Source organism: Rhodopirellula europaea 6C, assembly GCF_000338295.1.
In the GTDB taxonomy this organism is placed as follows: Bacteria; Planctomycetota; Planctomycetia; order Pirellulales; family Pirellulaceae; genus Rhodopirellula; species Rhodopirellula europaea.
In genome coordinates this window covers 46,172-68,427 of sequence record NZ_ANMO01000116.1, presented here as the reverse complement: position 1 = coordinate 68,427, position 22,256 = coordinate 46,172, and the positions used below count along the sequence as shown (strand labels likewise).

Sequence of the window (22,256 nt, the reverse complement as noted above, 5' to 3'; positions counted from 1 at the left end):
ACTCATGCGACGATGGTGGACACAACTTTGGCGACGTCCACGATCTTGGGTGATCCTCGTTCTCTTCGTTGCCGTTGCCGATGCCATGACGCCACCGGACTGGGCGGTCGTGGTTGCTCATCTGATTTTCTTGCCGCTGGCCTGGCGAGTTCTCCACCGTCGCTTCATCACCTGGATGACAGCGATTCAAAGCGTTGCCGTCGCCGCGGTGGGTTTGTTCCATGTCTTTGGCCCAATCGCCCAACGTTTCGCGGGCGAGGTTGGTGCGGAACCTTTCGCCTGGATCGAACCAGTCCGCCTCTGGACATTTTTCGCGTTGATGGCCACAGGCTATTTTCACATCTACTTGCAAGGCCGTTTGCGCACACGGCTGAAACACCAGCGGATGCTCCAGCACCGAGTCCATCGGCGATCGTTGCAGATCCGGCGAGTCAACCGAGCCCTGCGTAACGAAGTCACGCGACGGCAAGAGACTCAGCATCGTCTGGACCAGAGCGAAACAACGTTCCAATCGCTGATCGATCGCATGCACCTGCAGGTCGCACGCAAAAGCGCCGAAGGCGTGTTCACCTACGCCAATGAACAGTTTTGCGCCGACATCGGAATGACTCCCGTCGATGTGATCGGCAGTACCGATGCGGAACTTTTTGGTGATTCCATCGGTGCCAAATATCGCGCCGATGATTTGTCGGTGATGTCGACCGGACAAGCCGTCGACAAAGTGGAAGTGCACCCGGGCCCCGATGGTCGCATTGGTTTTGCCCAAGTCTTCAAAGCGCCGGAGTACGATCAAAACGGGCAGTGCGTTGGCGTTCAAATCATCTTTTGGGACATCACCGAAAAACATCGCAACGAGATTGCCCTTCGAGACAGTGAGGCTCGAAAGAGAGCGTTGTTCGATGCCGCCGGTGACGCGGTCCTGTTGATCGATGACCAACGTGCGATTGTGGAAGCCAACCCTTCGGCCAGCGAACTCCTACAAGCCGGTGGCGGACGATTGGTTGGGCGTCCCCTCAATGATTTGATATCGCCGGTGTCCGATCAGTGGAGTGGATTGCCACTGGCCGAACGCCATCAACTACGACTCCGACGCGGCGATGGCAGTTCGTTTGAGAGCGAGGTGTCCATCCACCACATTCCGGTCGGTGACGCGACCGGCCAAGCCGTCATCATTCGCGACGTCACGTTGCAACGGGCCGCGTTTGAAGCGATGCGGGAAGCGAAAGCAGCCGCTGAACAAGCCAACCGTACCAAGACGCAATTCATGGCGGGCATTTCACACGAATTGCGGACACCACTCGGCGGCATCCGAGGACTGACGGATTTATTGGGTCAGCAAACCCTTCCCACGGCAGCGCGTCGTTACGTCAACCTCATTGCTCAAAACACAGAATTGCTTCGTGATGTCATTGAAGACATCCTCGACTTCGCCGCCATCGAAGCCGGTCGCGTTGCCATCGATCCGGTCCCAGTCGATCTGCATGAGGTCGTCGGTGACGCCTTTGGTTGCCTCGCCGTTCGCGTTGCCGACAAACCTGTTCGCTTGTGCTTGTCGATTGCTCCCGACACACCTCGACGAGTGATCGCCGACCCAAAACGCATTCGCCAAATCGTGATCAACTTGGCTGGCAACGCGATCAAGTTCACCAATCGAGGCGAAGTTAGTTTGCGACTGAGTCCCATCGGCGACGCCCCTGAGTCAAACGGCAACGATGGCAACGCACTCGGAATCACAACCAGCGAATCCGCAAGCGACGTTCCGATGGCGTGGTTTGAACTGACCGTGTCAGACACCGGCATTGGTATCGCTCCCGAGAATCAATCGCGAATTTTTGACGCGTTTGAACAAGCCGATCGCGGCACCAACAAGCAGTTCGGCGGAACGGGATTGGGCCTGGCAATCGCTCGCGGTTTGGCTCAACGAATGGGTGGCGACATCACCGTGACCAGCCAAGTAGACCTGGGCAGCCAATTTCAGTGCGCCCTTGCATTGCCACTGGATACGAACCCGAAACATGCAGAAAAGAAGCGAACTGTTCCGGCCACCGATGGCGCCACAGCGGTGGTCTCGGTTGGCAACACAACCATGCAAGATGCAATCGCGGAAACGTTGCTGCACTGTCGCTGGCCAATTCGCACGCCATCGATGCTGGAACCCGAATGCGTTCACCTCCATTGGATCCTCACGGACCAAACCGCGGACGCCGCCTTCCGCATCCGAGCTCGTAAATCGAGCGACCGAGTCCTCTGGGTCACCAGAGCCGGTGAACCTACGCCCAGGCGTGCCAAGCGTGAAGACGCGGTGGTGATCGAACCGCTGCATCCCGACGAACTTCGCCGCTGGTTGGCAGGGAAACCGCTTTTGCAATCGAGCCGCGGACAACGCAAACGCCGCCGAGGAAACAAACTTTCGACAACGACCAAGAGCGATCCAACCACTTCGAAATCACAGGCTCCCGGCGCCGCGTTGCTTACCAATTCACAATCAACCAACGAAACGATCAACGCTTCACCGACCGACGCCGGCCAGGGATACAAGTTGCTCGTTGTTGACGACAGCGCCACCAATCGTTTGGTGATTCATGACCAATTGGTTGCTTCGGGCCATCGCGTCCAAACCGCGGACTCAGGAGAAGCGGCCGTTGAGCGATTGGCATCCAACACCTTCGACTGCGTCCTCATGGACCTGCAGATGCCGAACATGGATGGAACCGAAGCGACCCGAATCATTCACCAACACGCCTCACAAGCGGGCAAGACTCCGCCACCAATCATTGCGTTGACCGCTCATGTCACCGACCAGCATCGTCAGCTTTGCCGCGAAGCGGGAATGGATGGCTACATCACCAAACCGGTCGACCTGGATCTCTTACTGACGGAAATTGAACGGGTCCTTGGTGTTTCTCAGTCCTCGGAATCGGATGCAATGCTGCCGCCGACATTGTCGCAGGCCACGAATTCACAAACGCCCTCCAACCTGAACATCGCGAATTCACGTTCCGAAGACTCATCGTCTTCCACCGAAACGGCGTCCAACGACACAGGCGTCGCGACGGAAGACAACCATCAATGGGATTGGCGTTCGCAATTGTCGAAGCATTGCGGCGGTGATTCCGAGACGATGGATTCCGTTTGCGATGCGTTCTTGATGGAAGTCCCTTCGTTGCTGACCAATCTTCAACAAGGTGCCAAACAAGGCGACGCGAACAAACTGAGATCGGCATCCCATACGCTGAAATCATGTTTACGTTACTTCGCGCCAAAAGAAGACGTGGCGATGGCCGCTGAAGTCGAATCCGCTATCCAGGATTCCGAGTGGGTGGAGCGACTGAAAGATATCACCAATGATCCCAACACCCACCATGCCGATTCGCCAGAATCCAAAGCCATCGCGGATCTTCAAAGCAAAGCAACCGATTGGGTCTCTCGCATTCGCGAATCGGTCAAGCAACGCTAAAATGTTCGCTTCCAATGCGATGATGATTGTCCACGACGATCTTCCTCTCCTCTTTTGATGAATGACTTCTTCAGCGAGTGCCCCCATGAAAGCCGCCTTCATCACCGAAACAGGACCTGCCGACACTCTTCAAATCGGTGAACTGCCTGACCCTGCTCCGGGTCCCGGCCAAGTTGTGATTCGAGTGTACGCCTCCGCAATCAATCCGATCGACACTTACATCCGGAACGGCACCATCGCGATGGAATTGCCGCAACCGTTTGTTCCCGGATGCGATGCTGCCGGCGTGGTCGAAAGCGTCGGCCCGGGTGTCAAGCGATTGTCTATCGGTGATCGGGTTTGGTGCACCAACCAAGGCTTGCTTGGACGGCAGGGCACTCTGTCCGAATTGATTGCGGTCGATGAACACTGGACATTCAAATTGCCTGAACCGGTGCCGTACGAAGACGCCGCCGCGTGTGCATTGGTTGGAGTCACCGCTCACCTTGGTCTCTTTCGTGAAGCCCAGTTGGAACCAGGCGAAACAATCCTGATCATCGGCGGCAGCGGCGGTGTTGGTTCCATGGTGGTGCAAATGGCGGCTGCAACCGGTGCTCGCGTGATCACAACTGCCGGCAGTGAAGCGAAGGCCCAAGTCTGCCGCGATCTCGGTGCTGAAGAAGTGATTCTTTATAAAGATGAATCCATCGCGGATCGCACCAAAGCATTCGCTCCCGACGGAGTCAATGTGCTCTGGGAGACGCGGCGTGAGCCAGACTTTGACATGGCAATCGATCTGATGGCCGGTCGGGGACGCATGGTCTTGATGGCGGGACGCGATGCCAAGCCCGCATTCCCCGTGGGTCCGTTCTATGTCAAGGAATGTTCGCTGCACGGCTTTGTGATGTTCAAAGCCACCCCGATGGAAATGAAAAACGCCGCCGAAGACATTTCCCAGTGGTTGGCGTCCGGCAAATTGTCCGCGAACATCAGTGCTCGATTCAGCCTGGACGAAGCCGCCCAAGCACACGCCTTGCAAGAATCCGCGACGCTCGAAGACAGCAGTCAGCTGGCGGGCAAAATCATTGTCAAACTCAACACCTGATCATCCTCATGTCATCCCCCATTCCCAACTTTGACGCCGGAGTCCCGTGTCCCAAGACCGGTCAAACATTGCTGCCCGCCATCGCCCAAGACGCCACGACAGGACGAGTGTTGATGCTGGCGTGGATGAATCGCGAAGCTTGGGACGAAACCATCTCGGGCAACCGAGCGGTTTATTTCAGCCGTTCGAGAGGCAAACTTTGGCGGAAGGGTGACACCAGCGGCCACGCTCAAGTCGTGCGAGAAATCCGAGTGGACTGCGACGCCGACACGATCCTGTTGTCCGTCGAACAAACCGGAGCAGCCTGCCACGAAAACTACGAAAGCTGCTTCTTCCGTCGCGTCGATCCCGATGGCACAACCCACATCACCGAAGAACGCATCGCTTAGATGAGGTGCATGGCGGGTGATAGGCCATCTGGGAGAGGGTGGACTTCAGGGTGAAGGGCATTGGCGAGAATTTCTAGGCTGTCGACCAATCGTGGGCCTGGCCGACTGAAGTAGGCCGAACCGTCGACCACGTAGACACGTTCTTCGCGAACACACTTCATATCGGACCATCCGGGATAGCCACGTAGAATCGGCACGTCTTCCAATGTTCGCGACACGCTGAAACCGCAACACGCGATGAACAACACGTCCGGATCCGCTTCTCGCATGCGGTCCCAAGAGGTGGTCTCGGAACGCTCACCGGCCTCGCCCACACATTCGTGGCCGCCGGCTTGTCGCACCAACTCCGGACTCCAATGACCGGCACTGAACGGAGGGTCGATCCATTCCAACAACATCACGCTCGGTACCTTTGTCTCGGGCCGTGACAACAAATCCTCCGAGCGTTTTCGTACTCGAGCGACTCGTGATTGCAATTGGTCAATCAGAGCTGTCGCCCGGTCCGGACAACCTGCGGCTTCACCAACCAAGGTGATGCAATCAAACATCTCCGACAAAGAAGTCGGCTCCAGGTTCACGACGCGAGGCTGTCCGGGCAAGGAGCACGCCGCCGCGTTGACCTCCGATTCAGCCACCGCGCAAACGTCGCACAAAGCTTGAGTCACGATCAGATCCGGCGCCAGCGATTCCACCACCGGCATATTCAGTGAGTACAAAGCTCGCTCGGTCTGCAATCGCTCTCGCACCATCGTGTCGATCTCACCGCTGGTCGCATCATGCGGAATCAACGTCTGAGTGACCTTCGCAAGACGATCAACACCGGATGGATAATCGCACTCATGTGTGACACCTACCAATTGGTCCTGCAGTCCCAACGCGCAGATGATTTCGGTCGCACTGGGCAGAAGTGAAATGATGTTCATGAAACGTTTGCTGAGGCGGAAGTGGCTTTGAAAGCACCTTATCAGGCCGGAGCAATCTTCCCACCCGTGATGCTCATCTGTTCGCGGCACTTGCTTGGCAACTCTCCAGCAACGATGATCAGAGCCCCCTCACGCGATCTTACGCGGGAGGATCCCACCCCAACAGCATCCCAACGAGCGATTCATCATGCTTCACCCCCTCGATCCGATAGCAGTCTTTCCAGCAAAGAAGCGTATCGCTTCATGGATTCGGTCGTGCTCCTGTCTTTGGATGCTCGCCGCAGTTTTCATTGCCTCGACCGCACTGAGTGCAAACGCAGACGACGAATCGCTGCGAACGGTTCAGGATGACGTGCCACAGGGCGAAATCACGAAGGGAGTGTTCGACACCAGCGAGATCTATCCGGGGACTCGGCGAGACTACGCCGTCTATGTTCCGTCGCAATACGATCCCGAATCACCGGCGAACTTGATGGTGTTCATGGATGGAATGAACTACGCCAAACCAAACGGTGCGTTCCGCGTTCCGATCGTCCTGGACAACTTGATCGACAACGGTTCCTTGCCTCCGACGATCGCCGTCTTTGTCAATCCAGGCACCATCCCGGCCACCAAACCCGGTGCCAAGAACCGTAGCAACCGTTCATTCGAATACGACTCTTTGGGTGATCGTTATTCGAACTTCCTGATCAACGAATTCCTCCCAGTTGTACTGAAGGATTTGAAAGTCTCGACCGATCCCAAACGCCGCGCCATTGCGGGCATCTCTTCCGGTGGCATCTGCGCCTTCACCGTGGCTTGGGAACGGCCAGATCAATTTGGCAAGGTACTCAGTCACATCGGCAGCTTCACCAACATTCGTGGCGGTTGGGCCTATCCCGGTTTGATTCGCAAAACAAAGTCAAATCCGAAACCCATCCAAGTCTACTTGCAAGAAGGCCGCGATGACCTGAGCAACCTACATGGCAACTGGCCGCTGGCAAACCGCGACATGGCCGCTGCACTTCAATTCGCGGGCTACCAATACAAGTTTGTCATGACCGAAGGCGGACACAGTGGTCAGTGGGGCGGCAAAGAACTGCCCAGTGCCTTGCAGTGGTTGTGGAACGACGAAGCGGAATCCACAGTCACCCCGCCGTCATCCACCAAACCCAAGTGGGAACCACACCCGCTCGCGATCGTGAACGAAAACGTTCCGCAAGGCAAAGTGGAATCGATGCCGCCTTGGCACTCAGAGATTTTTGACAACACCATTCGAGACTGGTCCATCTACGTTCCGGCTCAGTACGACGCGAGCAAACCAGCGGCATTGATGGTTTTCCAAGACGGTGAGCGGATGCGTGACCCAAAGGGTCGCTGGCGTATCCCAACCGTGTTCGACAACTTGATCGCAAGCGGTGACATGCCGCCAACCATTGCGGTGTTTCTCAATCCGGGGCACGACAAATCCAAACCTCGAAAGGGCCGCAAATCTTCCAACCGAGGTTTCGAATACGACAGCTTGGGCGATCGGTACAGTCGATTCTTGTTGGAAGAGATCCTTCCCGAGGTTGAAAAGAAATACAACCTTTCCAACGATCCCAACATGCGTGCGATTGGCGGATCCAGCTCCGGTGCGATCTGTGCCTTCACCGTTGCATGGGAACGCCCCGACCAATTCCGCAAGGTTTACTCCAATGTCGGCAGCTTCGTGAATTTGCGTGGGGGAGACCTTTATTCGTCTTTGATCCGAAAGACCGAACCCAAACCCATTCGCGTCTACATGTCAGATACCAGCGGTGACAACGACAACCCGTTTGGTCATTGGCCGATTGCCAATCAACGCATGGAATCATCTTTGTCCTACATGGGATACGACGTTCGCCTGGATTGGGCAGAAGGTTTTGGGCACAACGCTGACTTCGGCAGCATGCAGTTTCCCGAGGCAATGAAATGGTTGTGGCGCAGCGAAACACACACACCATCCATCGACACTTCCGATGACCTTCGTGGCGACCTGACGCTCTTGAATCTTCTTGTCCCAGGTAAGTCATGGGAAGTCGTCGCTGAAAACCTTGGATTCTCTGATGCTCCCTGCAGCGACGCAGACGGTAATTTTTATTACTGCGACATGCGTGCTCCGGCAGTGGTGCGAGTCGACGCGAAAGACCAAAGCAAATCGGTCATCGCGAAGGAAGCCGTCAGCGGATTGATGTTTGGTCCCGGCAATCTGCTCTACGCCTGCCAAGGATCCAAGAAGCGAGTGATCTCAATCGATCCAAAATCAGGTGAAGTGAAGACGATCGCTGAAAACGTTGCCCCCAACGATCTCGCGGTTTCAGACGAAGGCTATTTGTTCATCACCGAGACCAGAGCTCACCAAGTGACTCGAATCGACATCAAGACGGGTGAAGTGACCGCGGTCGATGTGGGCATCACCCGTCCCAACGGCATCGCACTGTCCAACGACGGCGGCACGCTGCTCGTTTCGGATCATGGTGGACCATCGACATGGACATTCCGAGTCAACAAGAATGGTGTGCTCGATGCAAAGATGCCAACCATGCCGATGCGATTGCCGATCGATCCCAAGGGCGATTTCAATTTCAACGAACCACCCCAGTACATCCAAGCGTCCAAGGGAGACGGCTCGGCGGTTGACAAGATCGGCCGCTTCTATGTCACCAGCGAACTGGGCGTGCAGATCTTTGATCCCACCGGTCGCCCCTGCGGAGTGCTTCCCAAACCCGATTCGGATCAACCTTTGACCAGCTGCGTGCTGGCCGGTCCGGAACACTCACACTTGTACGTGACGAACGGTACGACCATCTATCGGCGTGAGCTGACCGTCGAGAAGTGATCTTGGTTTGATCCCGTCCCTTCAAGGCATCCAGGCAGGATTCCTTGAAGGGGTCTTATCGGCGACTTGTTCGTCCGTTCAGGCGGACAAATTCTTGGGAAGCAGTGCTCGCAAAAATTGAGGCATCATGCCCATGTAGCAAGCACACTTCGGGCACACCGTGGACTGATCGCTGACCAAGTACTCGCACCGCGGACACGGCCGGTGTGATTCTGGATTCGCTTGATTCGCGTCCGGCTGGGTTTCAGTAGCGGGAGCCACCGCGGTCTCACCTAGAATTCGCATGACGCCGGTATCGGACAGCGTGTCGCGTACGGGGGGTTCTTCAGGAACCGTGAACGCTTCTTCCCACGGAATGGTGACTGCGACACCACATTTCGGACAGGGCAGAGTCTTGCCGGACAGCGCCCCGGCGGCTCGCAAATGGTGCCCATTGCTGCAAGTGATTGATTTTCGATTCATTTTTTCCTCCTGTTGGTGAAACCGTGTGAGTCTCCACTCACGGCAAGGCTTCAATGCCGATACGGGTAGGAGGTTCCGCCAAATTGAGCCGAAAATTGGTTTCACGTCGGTTTCATCACCGCCCCACGTTTCCGCCGGAACCTTTGACGGGGACTGGGGTTTCAGTCGGTGAACGTTCATGTCCGAGAAGGAAAAGATGTAATGCAAGATCGACTGCTATTGGTCGAAGACGACACCCATTTGGCAGCGATGGTGAGTGACTTCCTTCATGAAAATGGATTTCATGTTGAGGTCGAAAACGATGGCAAACTCGCTGCTCAAAGAATCGTCCACGACCGATTTGATGCGATTGTTTTGGACATTGGATTGCCCAGCATGAACGGGATCGATGTGTGTCGATCGGTGCGCAATCAATTCTCGGGCCCAATCATCGTCCTGACCGCACGCGGCGAAGAAATCGATGAAGTTGTCGCTCTAGAAGTGGGTGCGGACGATTTCATGAGCAAACCGGTTCGTCCGCGTGCGTTGCTGGCCCGGCTAAAGAACCATCTTAAAAAATCGGACGCTCAACTGACCGACGAAGATCGAATCATCGTTGGTGATTTGGTTGTAACGCCCGCCCGACGACAGGTCACCATTGCGGGCGACCCGGTCGACATGACCACCGCGGAATTTGACTTGATCGAATACCTAGCACTTCGTGCGGGATCAGTGGTCGCTCGCAAGGACATCTATGTTGATTTGCTGGGGCTGCCCTACGACGGACTCGACCGTTCGATTGACCTGCGTGTCTCACGAGTTCGACGCAAACTAGGCGATGACCCCAATCAACCCACGCGAATTAAATCGGTCCGCGGGGTTGGATACCTGATGGCAAAGTAGTGCCGCTCGACGAGCCAGTTGGGCATTCGTCCCGGGCTACGAAGAGACAAGATCACTTGGCCGTCGCGTGTTGCTCCATTCTCTTCGCCAGCTCTTTCGCGTGCTCACCCAACAGCATGGTGAAGTGATCACCATCGGTTTGCTCAACAAGCACTTCGCTATCCAGGTGAGAAGCCCAATCCAGGTGATCGGTCCAACGTTCTCCTGAAGAACCTTCCAAGGCCGTCGTCTTCGCCGGAAGAATCAACTGCACACTTGGACTGGAAGGGTCGATCTCATACGACTTGATGAACTGCACGTGCTGACGGCTGGTATCGATCAACTTACGAACCATTTCTGCCGATGCGGACTGGGTGAGGACTCCGGCACGCTGGGCTTCTTCCAAGACACGCTGCCAGATTTGATCGGTCCCACGAGCGTCCTCCAACTCTTCCGCCGACAAGTGCATGTCTGTCCCAGAGAATGCATTGGAGAACTGGATCAGATCGGCGACGAACTGCACATCATCATTCGGATCCACATTGCGGTAGATCGATGGAAGAGGCGTGTCCAACAACGTCACCGCGACGTTGTCTCGGCCTTCGTTTTCCAATCGGCGTGCGAGTTCAAGAGCAAAGACACCGCCCGCAGACCAACCAATCAGACGCAACTCATCATCGCCGAATTGTTCTTGCACGAGCTCAACATACTCTTGCATCATGGCATCCAAAGACGCCGGCGGTTCGCTGACCCCATCGGAGCCTCCACCGACCAAAGCGTACACCGGTTGGTCGTCGTCGACCTGCTGCGAAAACTCGGAGTAGCAAGCGGTCGACCCTCCCAGCGGATGAATACACAACCAAGGCGAACGAGCACCATCGGCTTTCAAGGGCACGATCAACGCGGTTCGGTCGCCGCCAGGTTGTTGTGACTTCTCCGACGTCTTCTTCATCTCGCCGTCTTCGTCGCCAAACTGCGAAACCACATGATCGACCAAACTGTTAATCGACGGCGACTCGACAAGTGCTGACATTGGAATCGTGATTGCCAAGCGTTGCTCGAGGTTATTCTTCAGTTCCATTGCGATCAGCGAATCCATGCCCAATTCACTGAGTTTTTGCTTCACGTCGATCTGATCCGCTTCCCAGCCCATCAACCGGGCCAGTTCAGAAGCAAAGTACTGACGCAAACGGTCGGTTCGTTCGCTTTCAGAAACTCCCGACAATTGGGAACGGAACTCGTGGTCGACTTGATCCACGCTCGCTTTGCCATCGACATCGGAGCGATCCGCAAACTCGGCGAAGAACGGCCGACTGCGCCGCATGCTTTTCGTCATCGCGGGCCAATCCACATCCATCACGGCCACGTATCGATCGCCGGCATCGATGAGTTGCTGCATTGTTTGCAGACAAGCATTGGCGGGAAGCAATCGCATTCCTCGCGATTCAAGTTGCGACGACCGATCCTCGGTGGCCGCCATTCCGGACTCTGCCCACGGGCCCCAAGCGATGCTGGTCGCCGGCAAACCTTTGTCACGGCGATATTCGGCCAGGGAATCCAAAAAGCTATTGGCCGCCGCGTAGTTGGCTTGTCCGGGTGATCCTAAACAAGCGGCGATGGAAGAGAACAGCACAAACGATTCGATCGGAAGATCCTTCGTTGCCACGTGCAGGTTCCAACCACCTTGGACTTTGGGTCCCATGGGAACATGCAACTGTTCTTCGGTCATGTCCATCAACAATCCATCCTGCAGAACTCCTGCTGCGTGATAGACATGCCCGATAGGCGGCAGATCGCCGGGCAGTTGTTTGAGTGCCGACTTCAACGAATCAAGGTCACCCACGTCACCTTGCAACACAGTCACCCGCACCGAATCAACGTCCTGCGTCAACGCATCGATCTTCGCCGCGACTTCACCGGTCGGTTGCCGGCGAGATAGCAACGCGATGCTGGTCGTACCTTCGTCGATCAATTGCTTCGCGAGCTTCAAACCAATCGCACCAGTGCCTCCGGTGATCAACACGGTCGATTCGGATGCTTCTTGTTGCGGCACCGCATCAGTCGTCGTATGCGTCGACATTCGCGTGATGACTTTGCCGATGTTCTTTCGCTGCGCCATGTAACGGAACGTTTCGACCATCTCGGTCTGATCAAACTCGGTGCAAGCGATCGGTTGCAAGTCGCCGGCCTCGAATCGCTCAGCAAGTTCCGCCCACAACTTCTCGATCTTCGCCGGGCGCTGTCGCAACACTCGATCCAAATCGATCGCGTGGTAGGACAGGTTGTCCTGGAATGGCAACAATCCAACCTTGCGGTCTTGGTAGATATCGGTCTTTCCGATCTCTAGAAAGCGACCGTATGCATTGAGCACACCGAGACTTTTTGGAATGGCCTCGCCGGGAAGCGAATTCAAGACCACGTCCACTCCTTCACCTGAGAATGCACGACGGATGTCGTCGGCAAACTCCGTGGTTCGAGAGTTGAAGACATGCTTCACGCCGCATTCACGAAGGAAATCACGTTTCTCGTCGCTGCCGGCGGTCGCGATTATTTCGGCACCGAGGTATTGAGCGATTTGGGTTGCCGCCAATCCGACACCGCCAGCCCCCGCATGAATCAACACCCGTTCGCCAGGCTGAACGTCAGCCAAATGCACCAACCCATACCATACGGTCAAGAAAGCGATGGGGATGGTTGCGGCTTCGACATCGTCCATTCCAGCCGGGCGTTTGACCAACGTGTACTCAGGCGTCTTCGCGTGCGAACCAAAGCTAAACGGAGCGACCCCCATCACTTGATCGCCAACTTGAAAACGCTTCGCTTCTTTGCCAACCGCGGTAACCACACCGGAACATTCAATCCCCAATGGCACCACTTTGTCAGTGATCCCGGGATACAGCCCCATGACTTTCAGGACATCGCTGAAGTTCAGTCCCGCCGCATTGACCCGCAGTTCCACCTCGCTTCCCTGAGGTGCCTCGCGTTCCATCGGCTCGAAATACAACGAATCGAAACTACCGGTTTGTCGAAAACGCAGCCGGTGCGGCTGTGACGGAATCGTGACTATCGTGTCGCTTTCTGATGCCGCTGGGGCACGTCGCTTCACCAACCGTCCCAGGTGACGCGTGCCATCCCGGTAAGCAACGTGATCCTCGTCATCCGCAGCAATCATCTCAGCCGCGATGGCTTGCCCATTGGATTGATCGGAAGCGGACGGATCCACCTCCAACAACGAAGGTTTCAGATCGGCGAGTTCCATCATCGCGACGCGAATCATTCCCCACAAAGGTGAATGGACCAAGTCGATGGACGACTCCGATTCCGAAACTGATTGTGCCCCCTGTGTGACATGCCACCAACCGCGAAAATGTTTGCTCACCGGTACGTGCGTGATCGCCGAGCGAATCTGCTTGAGGGCCGACTGACAAACCGCCTCCGCATCATCCGCTGGATTGCTTGATCCATCGCTCGGGTCCCAAACCGTGATGAGCCCTGCAAGTGGTTTGGTCGATTCGGATTTCTCCGCGAGCGTTTTCAGATCATCGCCCAAGTCTCCCTCGACGACTTCAGCACCGAAGTCAACCAATTGCTTGGCCAAAGATTCTCGACGCGATCCTGATTCGCCCAACAGCCAAACTTGCTTACCGTCCAAGTCAATGTCATCGGACAACGAATCAGTGGCCTCCCAATCGATTTGGTAAAGCGAATCGTCGAGCGACTCTGACTTTCCACCACCGACGCGTCCAACCCGGGTGACGCGAACGCCAGTCCATTCGGCAACGACTTCGTCACGCTCATTGACCAACCAAACATCGCCTTCGACGAACTCGGGGTCCAAAACGTCGCCCGGCGATGACCTACGTCCATAGGTACGAAGTGTCCCTTCGGGTCGCTGGTACACAACTGCCCGCGAAACTTTCGTCGGCATGTACGTCGCTTCGCTGAACGTGTCATGATCAGGTCGCGGAACCAAGGCCGAGAATGTTTGCATCAACGCGTCGCCCAGAACGGGATGCAGAATGTAATCATCCAGTTCGGCACGCGTGGCGTCATCGCATTGAACTTGCCCCAACGCTTCGTCAATCGAGTAATCGACACGATTCAGCATCCGGAAACGGGGACCGTACTCCAGTCGGCGATGCGACATCAGGTCATAGAATTCGTCGTGATCCTTGCCACCCACAAATCGCTGAGCGACGGTCGACAAACCTGATGGAGGAGGAACAACTTCCGAATCGGCCGACTCATCAGTTTGCTCAGCAGGAACCAGCGACGCCGACATGTGCCGCTGCCATGAATCGCTCGTATCGACCCGATCGCGAGAATAGACTTCCAGCGATAGGCTCTCATCGACGATCGTTTGGAACGTTTTCCAGCGTTCCTCGCTGACGAACATGGCTTGTTCGATACTGGCATCCGTCACCGCATGTGCCCCCGGACCGAAGCGGTCTCTCGCCGCGGCAAAGGCAACCTCAACAAAGGCAGCTCCGGGCAAGTTGACGGAACCTTGCACCGCGTGATCCGCCAAGAACTCCGGCGACCGGGCCGACAATGCGTTCTCATACAAACGACTTCGCAGTGCTGATGGCTGCAAGCGACCAAGCATCGGATGCAGTGGTTCACCCGATCCCGAGCGATTGCGAGATGGATCCTCGACGATTTCATCGGATGGATCCAACCAATATCGTTGACGATCAAACGGATAGGTGGGCAATACCAAACGCTGCCGCTTCCACGGCTGATCAAACGCTTTCCAATCGATTTTTCCACCACGAGTGTGCACGTCGCCCACCGCTTCGAACAAAGTCGTCTCGTCGTCTTTGCCCGACCGCAGCGAGGTGGCCCAGGTGGCGGAGGATTCCGGCAAACAACGCTTGCCCATGCCGGTCAAAATTGGCGATGGTCCCACTTCCAACATGACGTCGATGTCCATCTCCGCCAGCGTTCGCATGCTCGGTTCAAAGCGAACCGCGTTGCGGATGTGGTCGCACAGATAGTCAGCGTCCCAAGCCTTGGTCCATTGCTCACCGGTCAGGTTGCTGATCAAAGGGATGCGCGGCGTTTTGAATTCGCACTGTTCAGCGATCTGCCGGAACTCATCCAACATCGGTTCCATCAATTGCGAATGGAACGCATGCGATACCTGCAAAGCCTTCGAAGCGATGTCAGCTTCTTCGCAGTGTTTTGCGAACGCATCCAAATCCGATTGTGGACCGGAAACAACCGTGTTCTGCGGCCCGTTTTCGGCGGCGATTGACAACGATCCTCCGCCGGATGATTCAAATTCGCGAAGTTGATTGGCGATGACTTCCGCCGATTCAAACATCGCTGTCATGCCGCCACCGGCAGGCAACTCGCCCATCAATCGCCCACGGTGTGCGATCAAGCTCAGCGCGTCCTCCAGCGACACAACACCGGCGATGCAGGCCGCCGCGAATTCTCCGACGCTGTGTCCAAGCACGACGTTCGGCTTCAATCCCCATGACAACCACAACTGTGCCAGCGAATACTCGATCGCGAAAAGAGCGGGTTGGGTGTATCGCGTTTGGTGAACCAGTTCGGTGTAGGGACCTTCGCCGTACAAAACATCCAGCAATCGCTTTGGCAGAACCTTTGCCAAGAGTTCATCGCAACGCCTCATCGACTTGCGAAACACCGGCTGCGTTTCAAACAAGCCACGCCCCATACCGGCAGCCTGCGAGCCTTGTCCGGTGAACAAGAACGCGGTTCGAGTCGCGCGACTGGTCACCGTTTGCCCGCTTCGGATGCCGGGACCTTTCTTGCCATCGCTCAACTGAGTCAGCTGACGATGAAGTTGCTTCGCGTCTTCAAAAACCACCGCGGTTCGATGCGTGTGATGAACGCGGCCGACATTCATCGTGTGTGCCACATCCACCACGTTGTCGTCGGTGCGATCAAGATGCTGTTTCAACCGTGAAGCGACCTCCGCGATGGCAGCGTCACTCTTGCCGCTCAGACTCAACACGTGCTGAGTTCGATCCGTCGTGTCTGAATCCGTCGAACCGGCGGGCTCGACCGTTTCCTTCGCCGCGTACTGCTGCATCACAAGGTGAGTGTTGGCTCCACCAAATCCGAATGAGCTGACTCCAGCCACCAACGGCTCATCATCAACCGGCCATGGTGGTGACTGAGCGGGTATCACGATGCGTGACCGCTTCAGCGACATTCGCGGGTTGAGCTTGTTCAGATGGAGCTGACCAGGAATCGTTTGGTGGCGCATCATCAGCAACAACTTGATGATGCCGGCCACACCCGAGACGGTTTCCATGTGGCCCACGTTGGCTTTGACGCTGGTCACATAGCAAGGTGGGTCGACACCTGGTTTGCCAGAGAACACTTGCGTCAGCGCATCGACTTCGATCGGATCACCCAACGGAGTCCCAGTGCCGTGTGCTTCGATGTAGTTGACTCGCGAGGCGGGCAGTCCAGCTTCACGAAGGGCGGTTCGAATGACCGCTTGTTGAGACACACCATTGGGTGCGGTGATGCCGCTGGTTCGGCCGTCTTGATTGGTCGCGCTGGCCAGGATCGTTCCCCAGATACGATCGCCGTCTCGTTCCGCATCGCTCAAACGTTTCAGCAACAGCATGCCGCAACCTTCACCGCGGACATAGCCATTGGCGTCGGCATCGAACGGTCGGCACTGCCCATCCGGCGACAACATGCGTGCCTTCGAAAATGCGATCGTTGTTTCGGGGGTCAAGATTGCGTTGACGCCACCTGCCAACGCAGCGTCGCACTCGCCGGCACGCAGACTTTGCACGGCCAAGTGAATCGCCATCGTCGAAGACGAACACGCCGTGTCGATCGCCATGCTGGGACCGCGAAGATCCATGATGTAGGACAATCGGTTGGCTGCGATCGAAAGCGCGTTGCCGGTCCCAACATGCGCGTCGATGTATTGGTAGTAACCATCGTAGGTGGAAGGGACTTTGGAATAATCCGTGCCACCAATTCCGACGTAGGCACCGACCGGCGTTCCCGCCAAACTGCTCACCGGGATGCCGGCAATTTCGAACGCTTCCCAACTGACTTCCAACAGCAGTCGTTGCTGGGGATCCATCCGCGCCGCTTCGCGAGGTGAGATGCCAAAGAACTTTGGATCGAACTGATCAATGTTGTCGACCATGCCCGCGCGACGGACCGACATCCGGCCCGCTTTCTGACCGGTCGGGTCGTAGAGAGAATCGACATCCCAGCGTTCCGGTGGGATCTCCGAGGTCGCATCGATGCCTTCGGAGACGACCTTCCAATACGCATCCAAATCAGGTGCACCGGGAAAACGGCACGAGACGCCGACAACCGCGATTGGTTCGACAGACGATTTGGATTGGCCTGAATCGGCGGGCTGGGTGGCGGGAGCAGACGTCGAAGATGACGAACGGGCCAAGCGTTTTCGCAGTGCTGCTCTCTGTTCGGGAGAGAGCTTCGCGAGTCGGTCGGAAAGATCACGTTCGGGTGAATTCACGATGCAGTGTTCAGGTTAGACGTTCAGGCGGAGGGCGAACCGATTCGCGGAGCCGAGGATCCATCACAAGTTTGCTTAAGCGACCAAGAATTACTAGCACGGAGGTGAGTTATCAAAGACTCAATTGTGAGTCGTCGTTTCGGCCATTTGCATCTATACTAACGCCGAAACCGCCTCACCAATTGGCCCGCATCTCGCTGGAGCGGCCCGCCAGGTTTCGCGAGACGTCCTCCATTCCTTTTGCCAACGATTTCTAGATGCCGATTCGCTTGCAATGCTCCTGTGGCAAACAACTCAGCGTCCGAGATGAATTTGCCGGAAAAGCGGTCAAATGCCCGGGCTGCAGCAAAGCAATTCGCGTGCCCGCGTCAGGCGGGGGGGGTAAAACCGCCGCCGCGAAAACGGCAAAACCCAAAGCCGCCTCGGCTCGTCCCGCAGCGGCTCGACCAGCCCCAGCAGCAGCACAATCTGACTCTCTCGACGATTTGTTCGCCGAAGAAGGTTTCGATCGCCAAGTTTTCGCGGTCTGCCCGTCCTGCAGATCCGAGATGGCAGCCGGAGCGGTTTTGTGCACCAAATGTGGCTACAACAAAGAAACTGGCACGAGCCTGGAGAGCCACAAGGTTGCCGGCGTCGACATCGACATGGGCACTCTAGCGCTCATGAAGGCGGAACAGGACATGGTCCGCGATGTGGCTTTGCAAGAAAAAATGCACAAAGGTGCAGGCATGCCTCCGTGGATGCTGGCTTTGATCCTCTTCATCCTCGGCAGTGCCGTCACAATCGCGGTGTTGGCCGTGAACGCTTCCCGCCGGGTCGAGCAGTTGCAGTTCAAACCACTGCAAATGTTCTGCAACCTGGGCGGAGCCGCGTTTGCGATGGTAGCCATCGGTGCGGTGCTGACCCTGATCGCCCGCGCTTTCAAAGTCAGTCGCAACGAGGGCCTTTTGTCGCTGACGATACTCTACGTCCCGGTCTTCGTGATTCGACATTTCCGTGATAACTGGAAAACGGCAATCACGGCCATCATCTGTGGCGGTTGTGCCGGCGGCTTCTTCGCCGCGGCTTCTCGCATGTGATGAACTAGGATTCGCCGTCCCTCGACGATTCGATCTGAACGTCGCCTTCGGACGTCCAACAAACTTGCCGCGGTCCAACACGAAGTTGCCCGCCGGCAATCCACCGCTCACAGCTCGATTCTGGATTCCAGATCGAAGTCAGATTCTTATCCAACATTTGTCGGATACCGATGTAGGACGTCGTCAGTCGAGGATTGATTTCGATCACGCAGTCGTCTTCGATTCGGTCCCCCAAGACAACGTCGATCCCCAGGAACCCGCGCAGCGGTTCAGGCAAAGCACGCGTGACTTGCTCGGCAAGCGAAACGACTCGCGATTGCAGTTCGGATTCAATCGGTCCACTCCCACCGGTGTAGCACGCCTTCCAAACGTCGGATCGATTCGCGGAATCGGAATCATCCTCGTCTAACCGACAGTGCTGCCAAACCGCGGGACAAATGACTTGATCGGCGACTTCCTTTGTCGTTCCGCCTACCACCAACATAGAAGCAGGCCGCCCCTCGACCCATGCTTGAACGAGGTCGCCGTTCGCCATGGTCGAACAAGCCGCTTGCAAATCGTGGAAGACAAGAACGGAATCGGAACCACATCCGTCACGCGGCTTTCGCACCCAACGTTTCGCGTTCAAACCAATAATGCCGAGTTCGCTTGGTCGTATCCCATTCGCGGCGAGTCTTGATTCGCTCGACCAAGCCAGCGGCGTTGGGATGTCATTTTCCACCAACCATTTCGCGCTCAACCATTTGTCGCTGGCCATACGAAGTGTCGCCTGATCGGCCGAGAGCAAGTCCGGTCCCGCCTCGCGAAAAGCTTGGACCATCTGCCCGAGTTCATCATCGATTTCGGGCGCAACGACGAGGGCAATGTCACAGGTTTTCGCGATGGCCAACCACTGCCCGCGGACGTTTTCCCCGGATCGAAGCGGAACGCAACGAACCGAATCTCGCATGCGATCGAAGCTCAAATTCAACCTGGGATCGATCGGCGTGACCACTTCGGCCCATTCGGCAAAATCGGTGATCATCGCTCGCCACATCGCGAGACCTTCGCTCAGGAGCGAACAAGGGATTTGATCCTTGGGAGTGGACGCCATGCCACCGCCACAAAGAAATTCGCCGACAAAGACTCGCATGCGGGGATCGCCGTCAGCGAGTTTCCAGGTTCGGCAAACGAGCCAATTTGCCGGTTCGATCGACGCACGCGATTACCGAATCCGCTTCGACGATCAATTGGTCGCCACGGTGAATTTGGTAGAGATGCCGCATTCGAACTTTGCGAATTTCGACAACGGTGGTCGTCAGCTCCAACCAATCATCGAACTCGGCGGGAGCGAAATACTTCACGTTCATTTCGGCGACGACCAGCATTCGACCGTCGTCTTCGATCGTTTTGTAGTTGTGTCCGAGATCGCGCAGCATCTCGACACGACCACGCTCGAAGTAATTCAGGTAGTTGGCATGGTGAACTCGACGTTGCCCATCCGTTTCCTGATAGGCCACGCGAAATCCGTACTTATGCGTGGGCAGCGAATCCGTCACTGCGACTAAAAGATGCCGAGGTGATCGCGAGCTTCGTCGGTCATGCAGTCCGGAGTCCAGGCTGGCTCCATGACAACCTTCACGTCACAGGTGTCGACTTCTTCGAGTGACTCAGCGGCGTTCTTGGTTCCTGCGACCAACTGAGGACCAGCTGGACACATGGGGCTGGTCATCGTCATTTCGACATTCACGTCGTGACGGCCGTCCTCTTTTTCCTCACCGACTTGGACGACATACACCAATCCCAGGTCAACAATGTTGACGTACAACTCGGGATCGATGACCTCTTTGAGGGCTTCGCGGACTTTGTCTTCGGCCAGAGCCATTGGAATGCTCGTTGAATCACGTGGTTGGGAATCGTTTGCCGACGTCGACGTGTGGACGCGGTCAGTCCGAAAGTCGGCCGGAGGCGACTCTCGCGAGATGTTCATCATGGCCGCCACCCCCGAAATCGTCAAACCGATCGGTCGCCGCCGTCGGATTCGATGTCGAGGGCTGATCAGCGTTTCGGCCGTGCTTCGTTGAGGTTTCCTCGAATCCCGGGCGATCGGAGCCCGCCAATTGCTCGGGCGATGCCGGCGCAGGTTGCGTGACGTGAACCCAGGGTCGCAGCGAATGCAACAACTTTGGGCCGACGCCGTGAACTGCCAACAAATCCTCGACCGATGCAAATGGGCCATGAGATTCTCGATGCCGGACAACCCGATCGGCCAATTTGGGACCAATTCCCGGCAACAATGACAATTCACGAGCGTCGGACGAGTTCAACCCAATGCTCAACTTGGCGGACGCTTCCGGTGATTGACCGGCGGTTTCCAGGCTCGAACGCGAAGAAGTCGTTTGCATCCAAGCGACCGCCGCGATCAGGACCGCGACGCTCATTCCCAACTGCAATCCGGGATGAGTCAGAACGCACGTTGTTCGATCAGCGGGCCCCGCGTCCGCAGTAGTCTCGTTTTGGCCGTCAGTGGCGGGCATCGACATTCCTAATCGAGCGTTCCTCGTGGAAATTTGCTGCGAACGTTACTTCGACTCGGTTTATTCTTGATTGAGGGCGGTTCAAGGCAATGCGTGAGAGTCGCACCGATCGGATCAAAGGCGATTCATTACGAACCGTGTAACTCCGCGGGCCCGATCGTCCGACCTGTTGGTTCGTTTGTGGGGTCGTTAGATTGAAGCCTTCGCGGTGTGATCGCAGTTCATTTCCTCTCACAGACGGTTCCATTCGGTGGCAGATTCAACAGGCCCGATTTCTCTTACAGTTCATGGTGCAGCCGGTCGCATGGGACGCCGCGTCGTGGCTCTCGGTTTGGCGGATCCCAACTTTCAATTGGTAGGTGCCATCGATCACGCCAAGTCGGATCACCTCGGGCAAGATTCAGGTGCCGTGGCCGGCGAAGCTCCCTCGGGCATTCAAATTTCTTCGCATTGGCCAGTGCTGGACGATTCAGCCACCAACCAAGCCGTGATTGATTTCTCGCTTCCCGAAGCCATCGACGGATGCGTCGAACATTGCGTCAAAGTTGGCTCGCCGTTGGTGGTGGCGACGACGGGTTTGTCTGATGAACAAAAGCAAAACCTGTCCGAGGCTGCTTCGTCAATTCCGGTCGTCTGGGCGCCGAGCATGTCGTTGGCGGTCAATTTGTCGATGAAGATTTCCGAACAGATCACCGCCGCATTGAAAGATGTCGCCGGTGGTCTGGACGTTGAGATTTTGGAGCGGCACCACCGCTTCAAAGCAGACGCTCCCAGCGGCACTGCTTTGAAGTTTGGCGAATTGATTGCTGGACAGTTGGGTGAATCCACCACGCATGTTCACGGTCGAGAAGGTCACACGGGCGCTCGAACTCGCGAAGAAATCGGCTATCACGCCATTCGCGTGGGCGACAATCCGGGCGAACACACGATCGTGTTTGGGATGCTGGGCGAGAAAATTGAGCTCAACGTCGCCGCCAGCAACCGCGATTGTTATGCGTCGGGCGCGTTGGCTGCCGCGAAATGGCTGATCCACCAAAACAAGGGCCCAGGCCTGTACAGCATGTTTGATGTGCTGGGCATGTCCAACAATTAAGCCCATCACAGGTCCCGAGGCTTGGCCCTCAGATTTGCACGGGCTCACAGACGCTCGGCTGCAC

General features: G+C 56.4%; 14 protein-coding genes. 7 read left to right on the top strand and 7 right to left on the bottom strand.

The annotated features are described in order from the left end of the window. Positions 1 to 4: 4 nt before the first annotated feature. The 3 genes from RE6C_RS11595 (at position 5) to hisI (ending at position 4,930) form a co-directional block, all read left to right on the top strand. Complete coding sequence (locus RE6C_RS11595; RefSeq protein WP_008656771.1) at positions 5 to 3,457, top strand: hybrid sensor histidine kinase/response regulator; 3,453 nt, start codon at positions 5 to 7, stop codon at positions 3,455 to 3,457. 85 nt (positions 3,458 to 3,542) lie between these two features. Next, positions 3,543 to 4,541 carry an NADPH:quinone reductase gene (locus RE6C_RS11590; RefSeq protein ID WP_008656769.1) on the top strand — a complete coding sequence of 333 codons (999 nt, stop codon included), beginning with the start codon at positions 3,543 to 3,545 and terminating at the stop codon, positions 4,539 to 4,541. An 8-nt stretch (positions 4,542 to 4,549) separates the two neighbouring features. Then, positions 4,550 to 4,930 carry a phosphoribosyl-AMP cyclohydrolase gene (gene hisI, locus RE6C_RS11585; protein ID WP_008656760.1) on the top strand — a complete coding sequence of 127 codons (381 nt, stop codon included), beginning with the start codon at positions 4,550 to 4,552 and terminating at the stop codon, positions 4,928 to 4,930. On the opposite strand, the gene RE6C_RS11580 is transcribed toward hisI, so the two are convergent. After that, entirely contained in the window at positions 4,927 to 5,853 is a 927-nt protein-coding gene (locus tag RE6C_RS11580; protein WP_008656759.1) for a cobalamin-binding protein, read from the bottom strand. The two genes, hisI and RE6C_RS11580, sit on opposite strands and share 4 nt — an antisense overlap. Positions 5,854 to 6,124: 271 nt before the next feature. Between RE6C_RS11580 and RE6C_RS11575 the strand changes: the two genes are divergently transcribed. Then, complete coding sequence (locus RE6C_RS11575) at positions 6,125 to 8,692, top strand: alpha/beta hydrolase-fold protein (RefSeq protein ID WP_008656758.1); 2,568 nt, start codon at positions 6,125 to 6,127, stop codon at positions 8,690 to 8,692. Between the two features lie 78 nt (positions 8,693 to 8,770). Here the strand turns inward: RE6C_RS11575 and RE6C_RS11570 are convergent, their stop codons facing one another. Further along, entirely contained in the window at positions 8,771 to 9,154 is a 384-nt protein-coding gene (locus RE6C_RS11570; RefSeq protein WP_008656754.1) for a hypothetical protein, read from the bottom strand. Positions 9,155 to 9,355: 201 nt separating this feature from the next. On the opposite strand from RE6C_RS11570, the gene RE6C_RS11565 reads away from it, so the two are divergent. Further along, positions 9,356 to 10,036: a response regulator gene (locus RE6C_RS11565; RefSeq protein ID WP_236615971.1), complete on the top strand. Its 681-nt coding sequence runs from the start codon at positions 9,356 to 9,358 to the stop codon at positions 10,034 to 10,036. A gap of 52 nt (positions 10,037 to 10,088) precedes the next feature. Here the strand turns inward: RE6C_RS11565 and RE6C_RS11560 are convergent, their stop codons facing one another. Beyond that, positions 10,089 to 17,504: a type I polyketide synthase gene (locus tag RE6C_RS11560; RefSeq protein ID WP_008656752.1), complete on the bottom strand. Its 7,416-nt coding sequence runs from the start codon at positions 17,502 to 17,504 to the stop codon at positions 10,089 to 10,091. Between the two features lie 257 nt (positions 17,505 to 17,761). Here RE6C_RS11560 and RE6C_RS11555 point away from each other — a divergent pair, with 257 nt between their 5' ends. Beyond that, on the top strand, positions 17,762 to 18,583 hold the full coding sequence (locus RE6C_RS11555; RefSeq protein ID WP_008656751.1) for a hypothetical protein: 822 nt from the start codon (positions 17,762 to 17,764) through the stop codon (positions 18,581 to 18,583). A 4-nt stretch (positions 18,584 to 18,587) separates the two neighbouring features. Here the strand turns inward: RE6C_RS11555 and RE6C_RS11550 are convergent, their stop codons facing one another. From RE6C_RS11550 to RE6C_RS11535, 4 genes are all read right to left on the bottom strand, one after another. Beyond that, a complete protein-coding gene (locus tag RE6C_RS11550; protein ID WP_008656750.1) occupies positions 18,588 to 19,715 on the bottom strand; it encodes an ATP-grasp domain-containing protein in 1,128 nt (375 codons plus the stop codon). A gap of 13 nt (positions 19,716 to 19,728) precedes the next feature. After that, a complete protein-coding gene (locus RE6C_RS11545; RefSeq protein WP_008669825.1) occupies positions 19,729 to 20,121 on the bottom strand; it encodes an acyl-CoA thioesterase in 393 nt (130 codons plus the stop codon). 5 nt (positions 20,122 to 20,126) lie between these two features. Further along, a complete protein-coding gene (locus RE6C_RS11540; protein ID WP_007326213.1) occupies positions 20,127 to 20,447 on the bottom strand; it encodes a metal-sulfur cluster assembly factor in 321 nt (106 codons plus the stop codon). 61 nt (positions 20,448 to 20,508) lie between these two features. Beyond that, complete coding sequence (locus tag RE6C_RS11535) at positions 20,509 to 21,099, bottom strand: ComEA family DNA-binding protein (RefSeq protein ID WP_236618127.1); 591 nt, start codon at positions 21,097 to 21,099, stop codon at positions 20,509 to 20,511. A 250-nt stretch (positions 21,100 to 21,349) separates the two neighbouring features. Between RE6C_RS11535 and dapB the strand changes: the two genes are divergently transcribed. Next, positions 21,350 to 22,192: a 4-hydroxy-tetrahydrodipicolinate reductase gene (gene dapB / locus RE6C_RS11525; RefSeq protein ID WP_081605629.1), complete on the top strand. Its 843-nt coding sequence runs from the start codon at positions 21,350 to 21,352 to the stop codon at positions 22,190 to 22,192. Positions 22,193 to 22,256: the final 64 nt, after the last annotated feature.

Coding starts and splice junctions, on each gene's coding strand:
- RE6C_RS11595 (WP_008656771.1), top strand. CDS start 5: ATGCGACGATGGTGGACACAACTTTGGCGACGTCCACGATCTTGGGTG.
- RE6C_RS11590 (WP_008656769.1), top strand. CDS start 3,543: ATGAAAGCCGCCTTCATCACCGAAACAGGACCTGCCGACACTCTTCAA.
- hisI (WP_008656760.1), top strand. CDS start 4,550: ATGTCATCCCCCATTCCCAACTTTGACGCCGGAGTCCCGTGTCCCAAG.
- RE6C_RS11580 (WP_008656759.1), bottom strand. CDS start 5,853: ATGAACATCATTTCACTTCTGCCCAGTGCGACCGAAATCATCTGCGCG.
- RE6C_RS11575 (WP_008656758.1), top strand. CDS start 6,125: ATGCTCGCCGCAGTTTTCATTGCCTCGACCGCACTGAGTGCAAACGCA.
- RE6C_RS11570 (WP_008656754.1), bottom strand. CDS start 9,154: ATGAATCGAAAATCAATCACTTGCAGCAATGGGCACCATTTGCGAGCC.
- RE6C_RS11565 (WP_236615971.1), top strand. CDS start 9,356: ATGCAAGATCGACTGCTATTGGTCGAAGACGACACCCATTTGGCAGCG.
- RE6C_RS11555 (WP_008656751.1), top strand. CDS start 17,762: ATGCCGATTCGCTTGCAATGCTCCTGTGGCAAACAACTCAGCGTCCGA.
- RE6C_RS11550 (WP_008656750.1), bottom strand. CDS start 19,715: ATGCGAGTCTTTGTCGGCGAATTTCTTTGTGGCGGTGGCATGGCGTCC.
- RE6C_RS11540 (WP_007326213.1), bottom strand. CDS start 20,447: ATGGCTCTGGCCGAAGACAAAGTCCGCGAAGCCCTCAAAGAGGTCATC.
- RE6C_RS11535 (WP_236618127.1), bottom strand. CDS start 21,099: ATGCCCGCCACTGACGGCCAAAACGAGACTACTGCGGACGCGGGGCCC.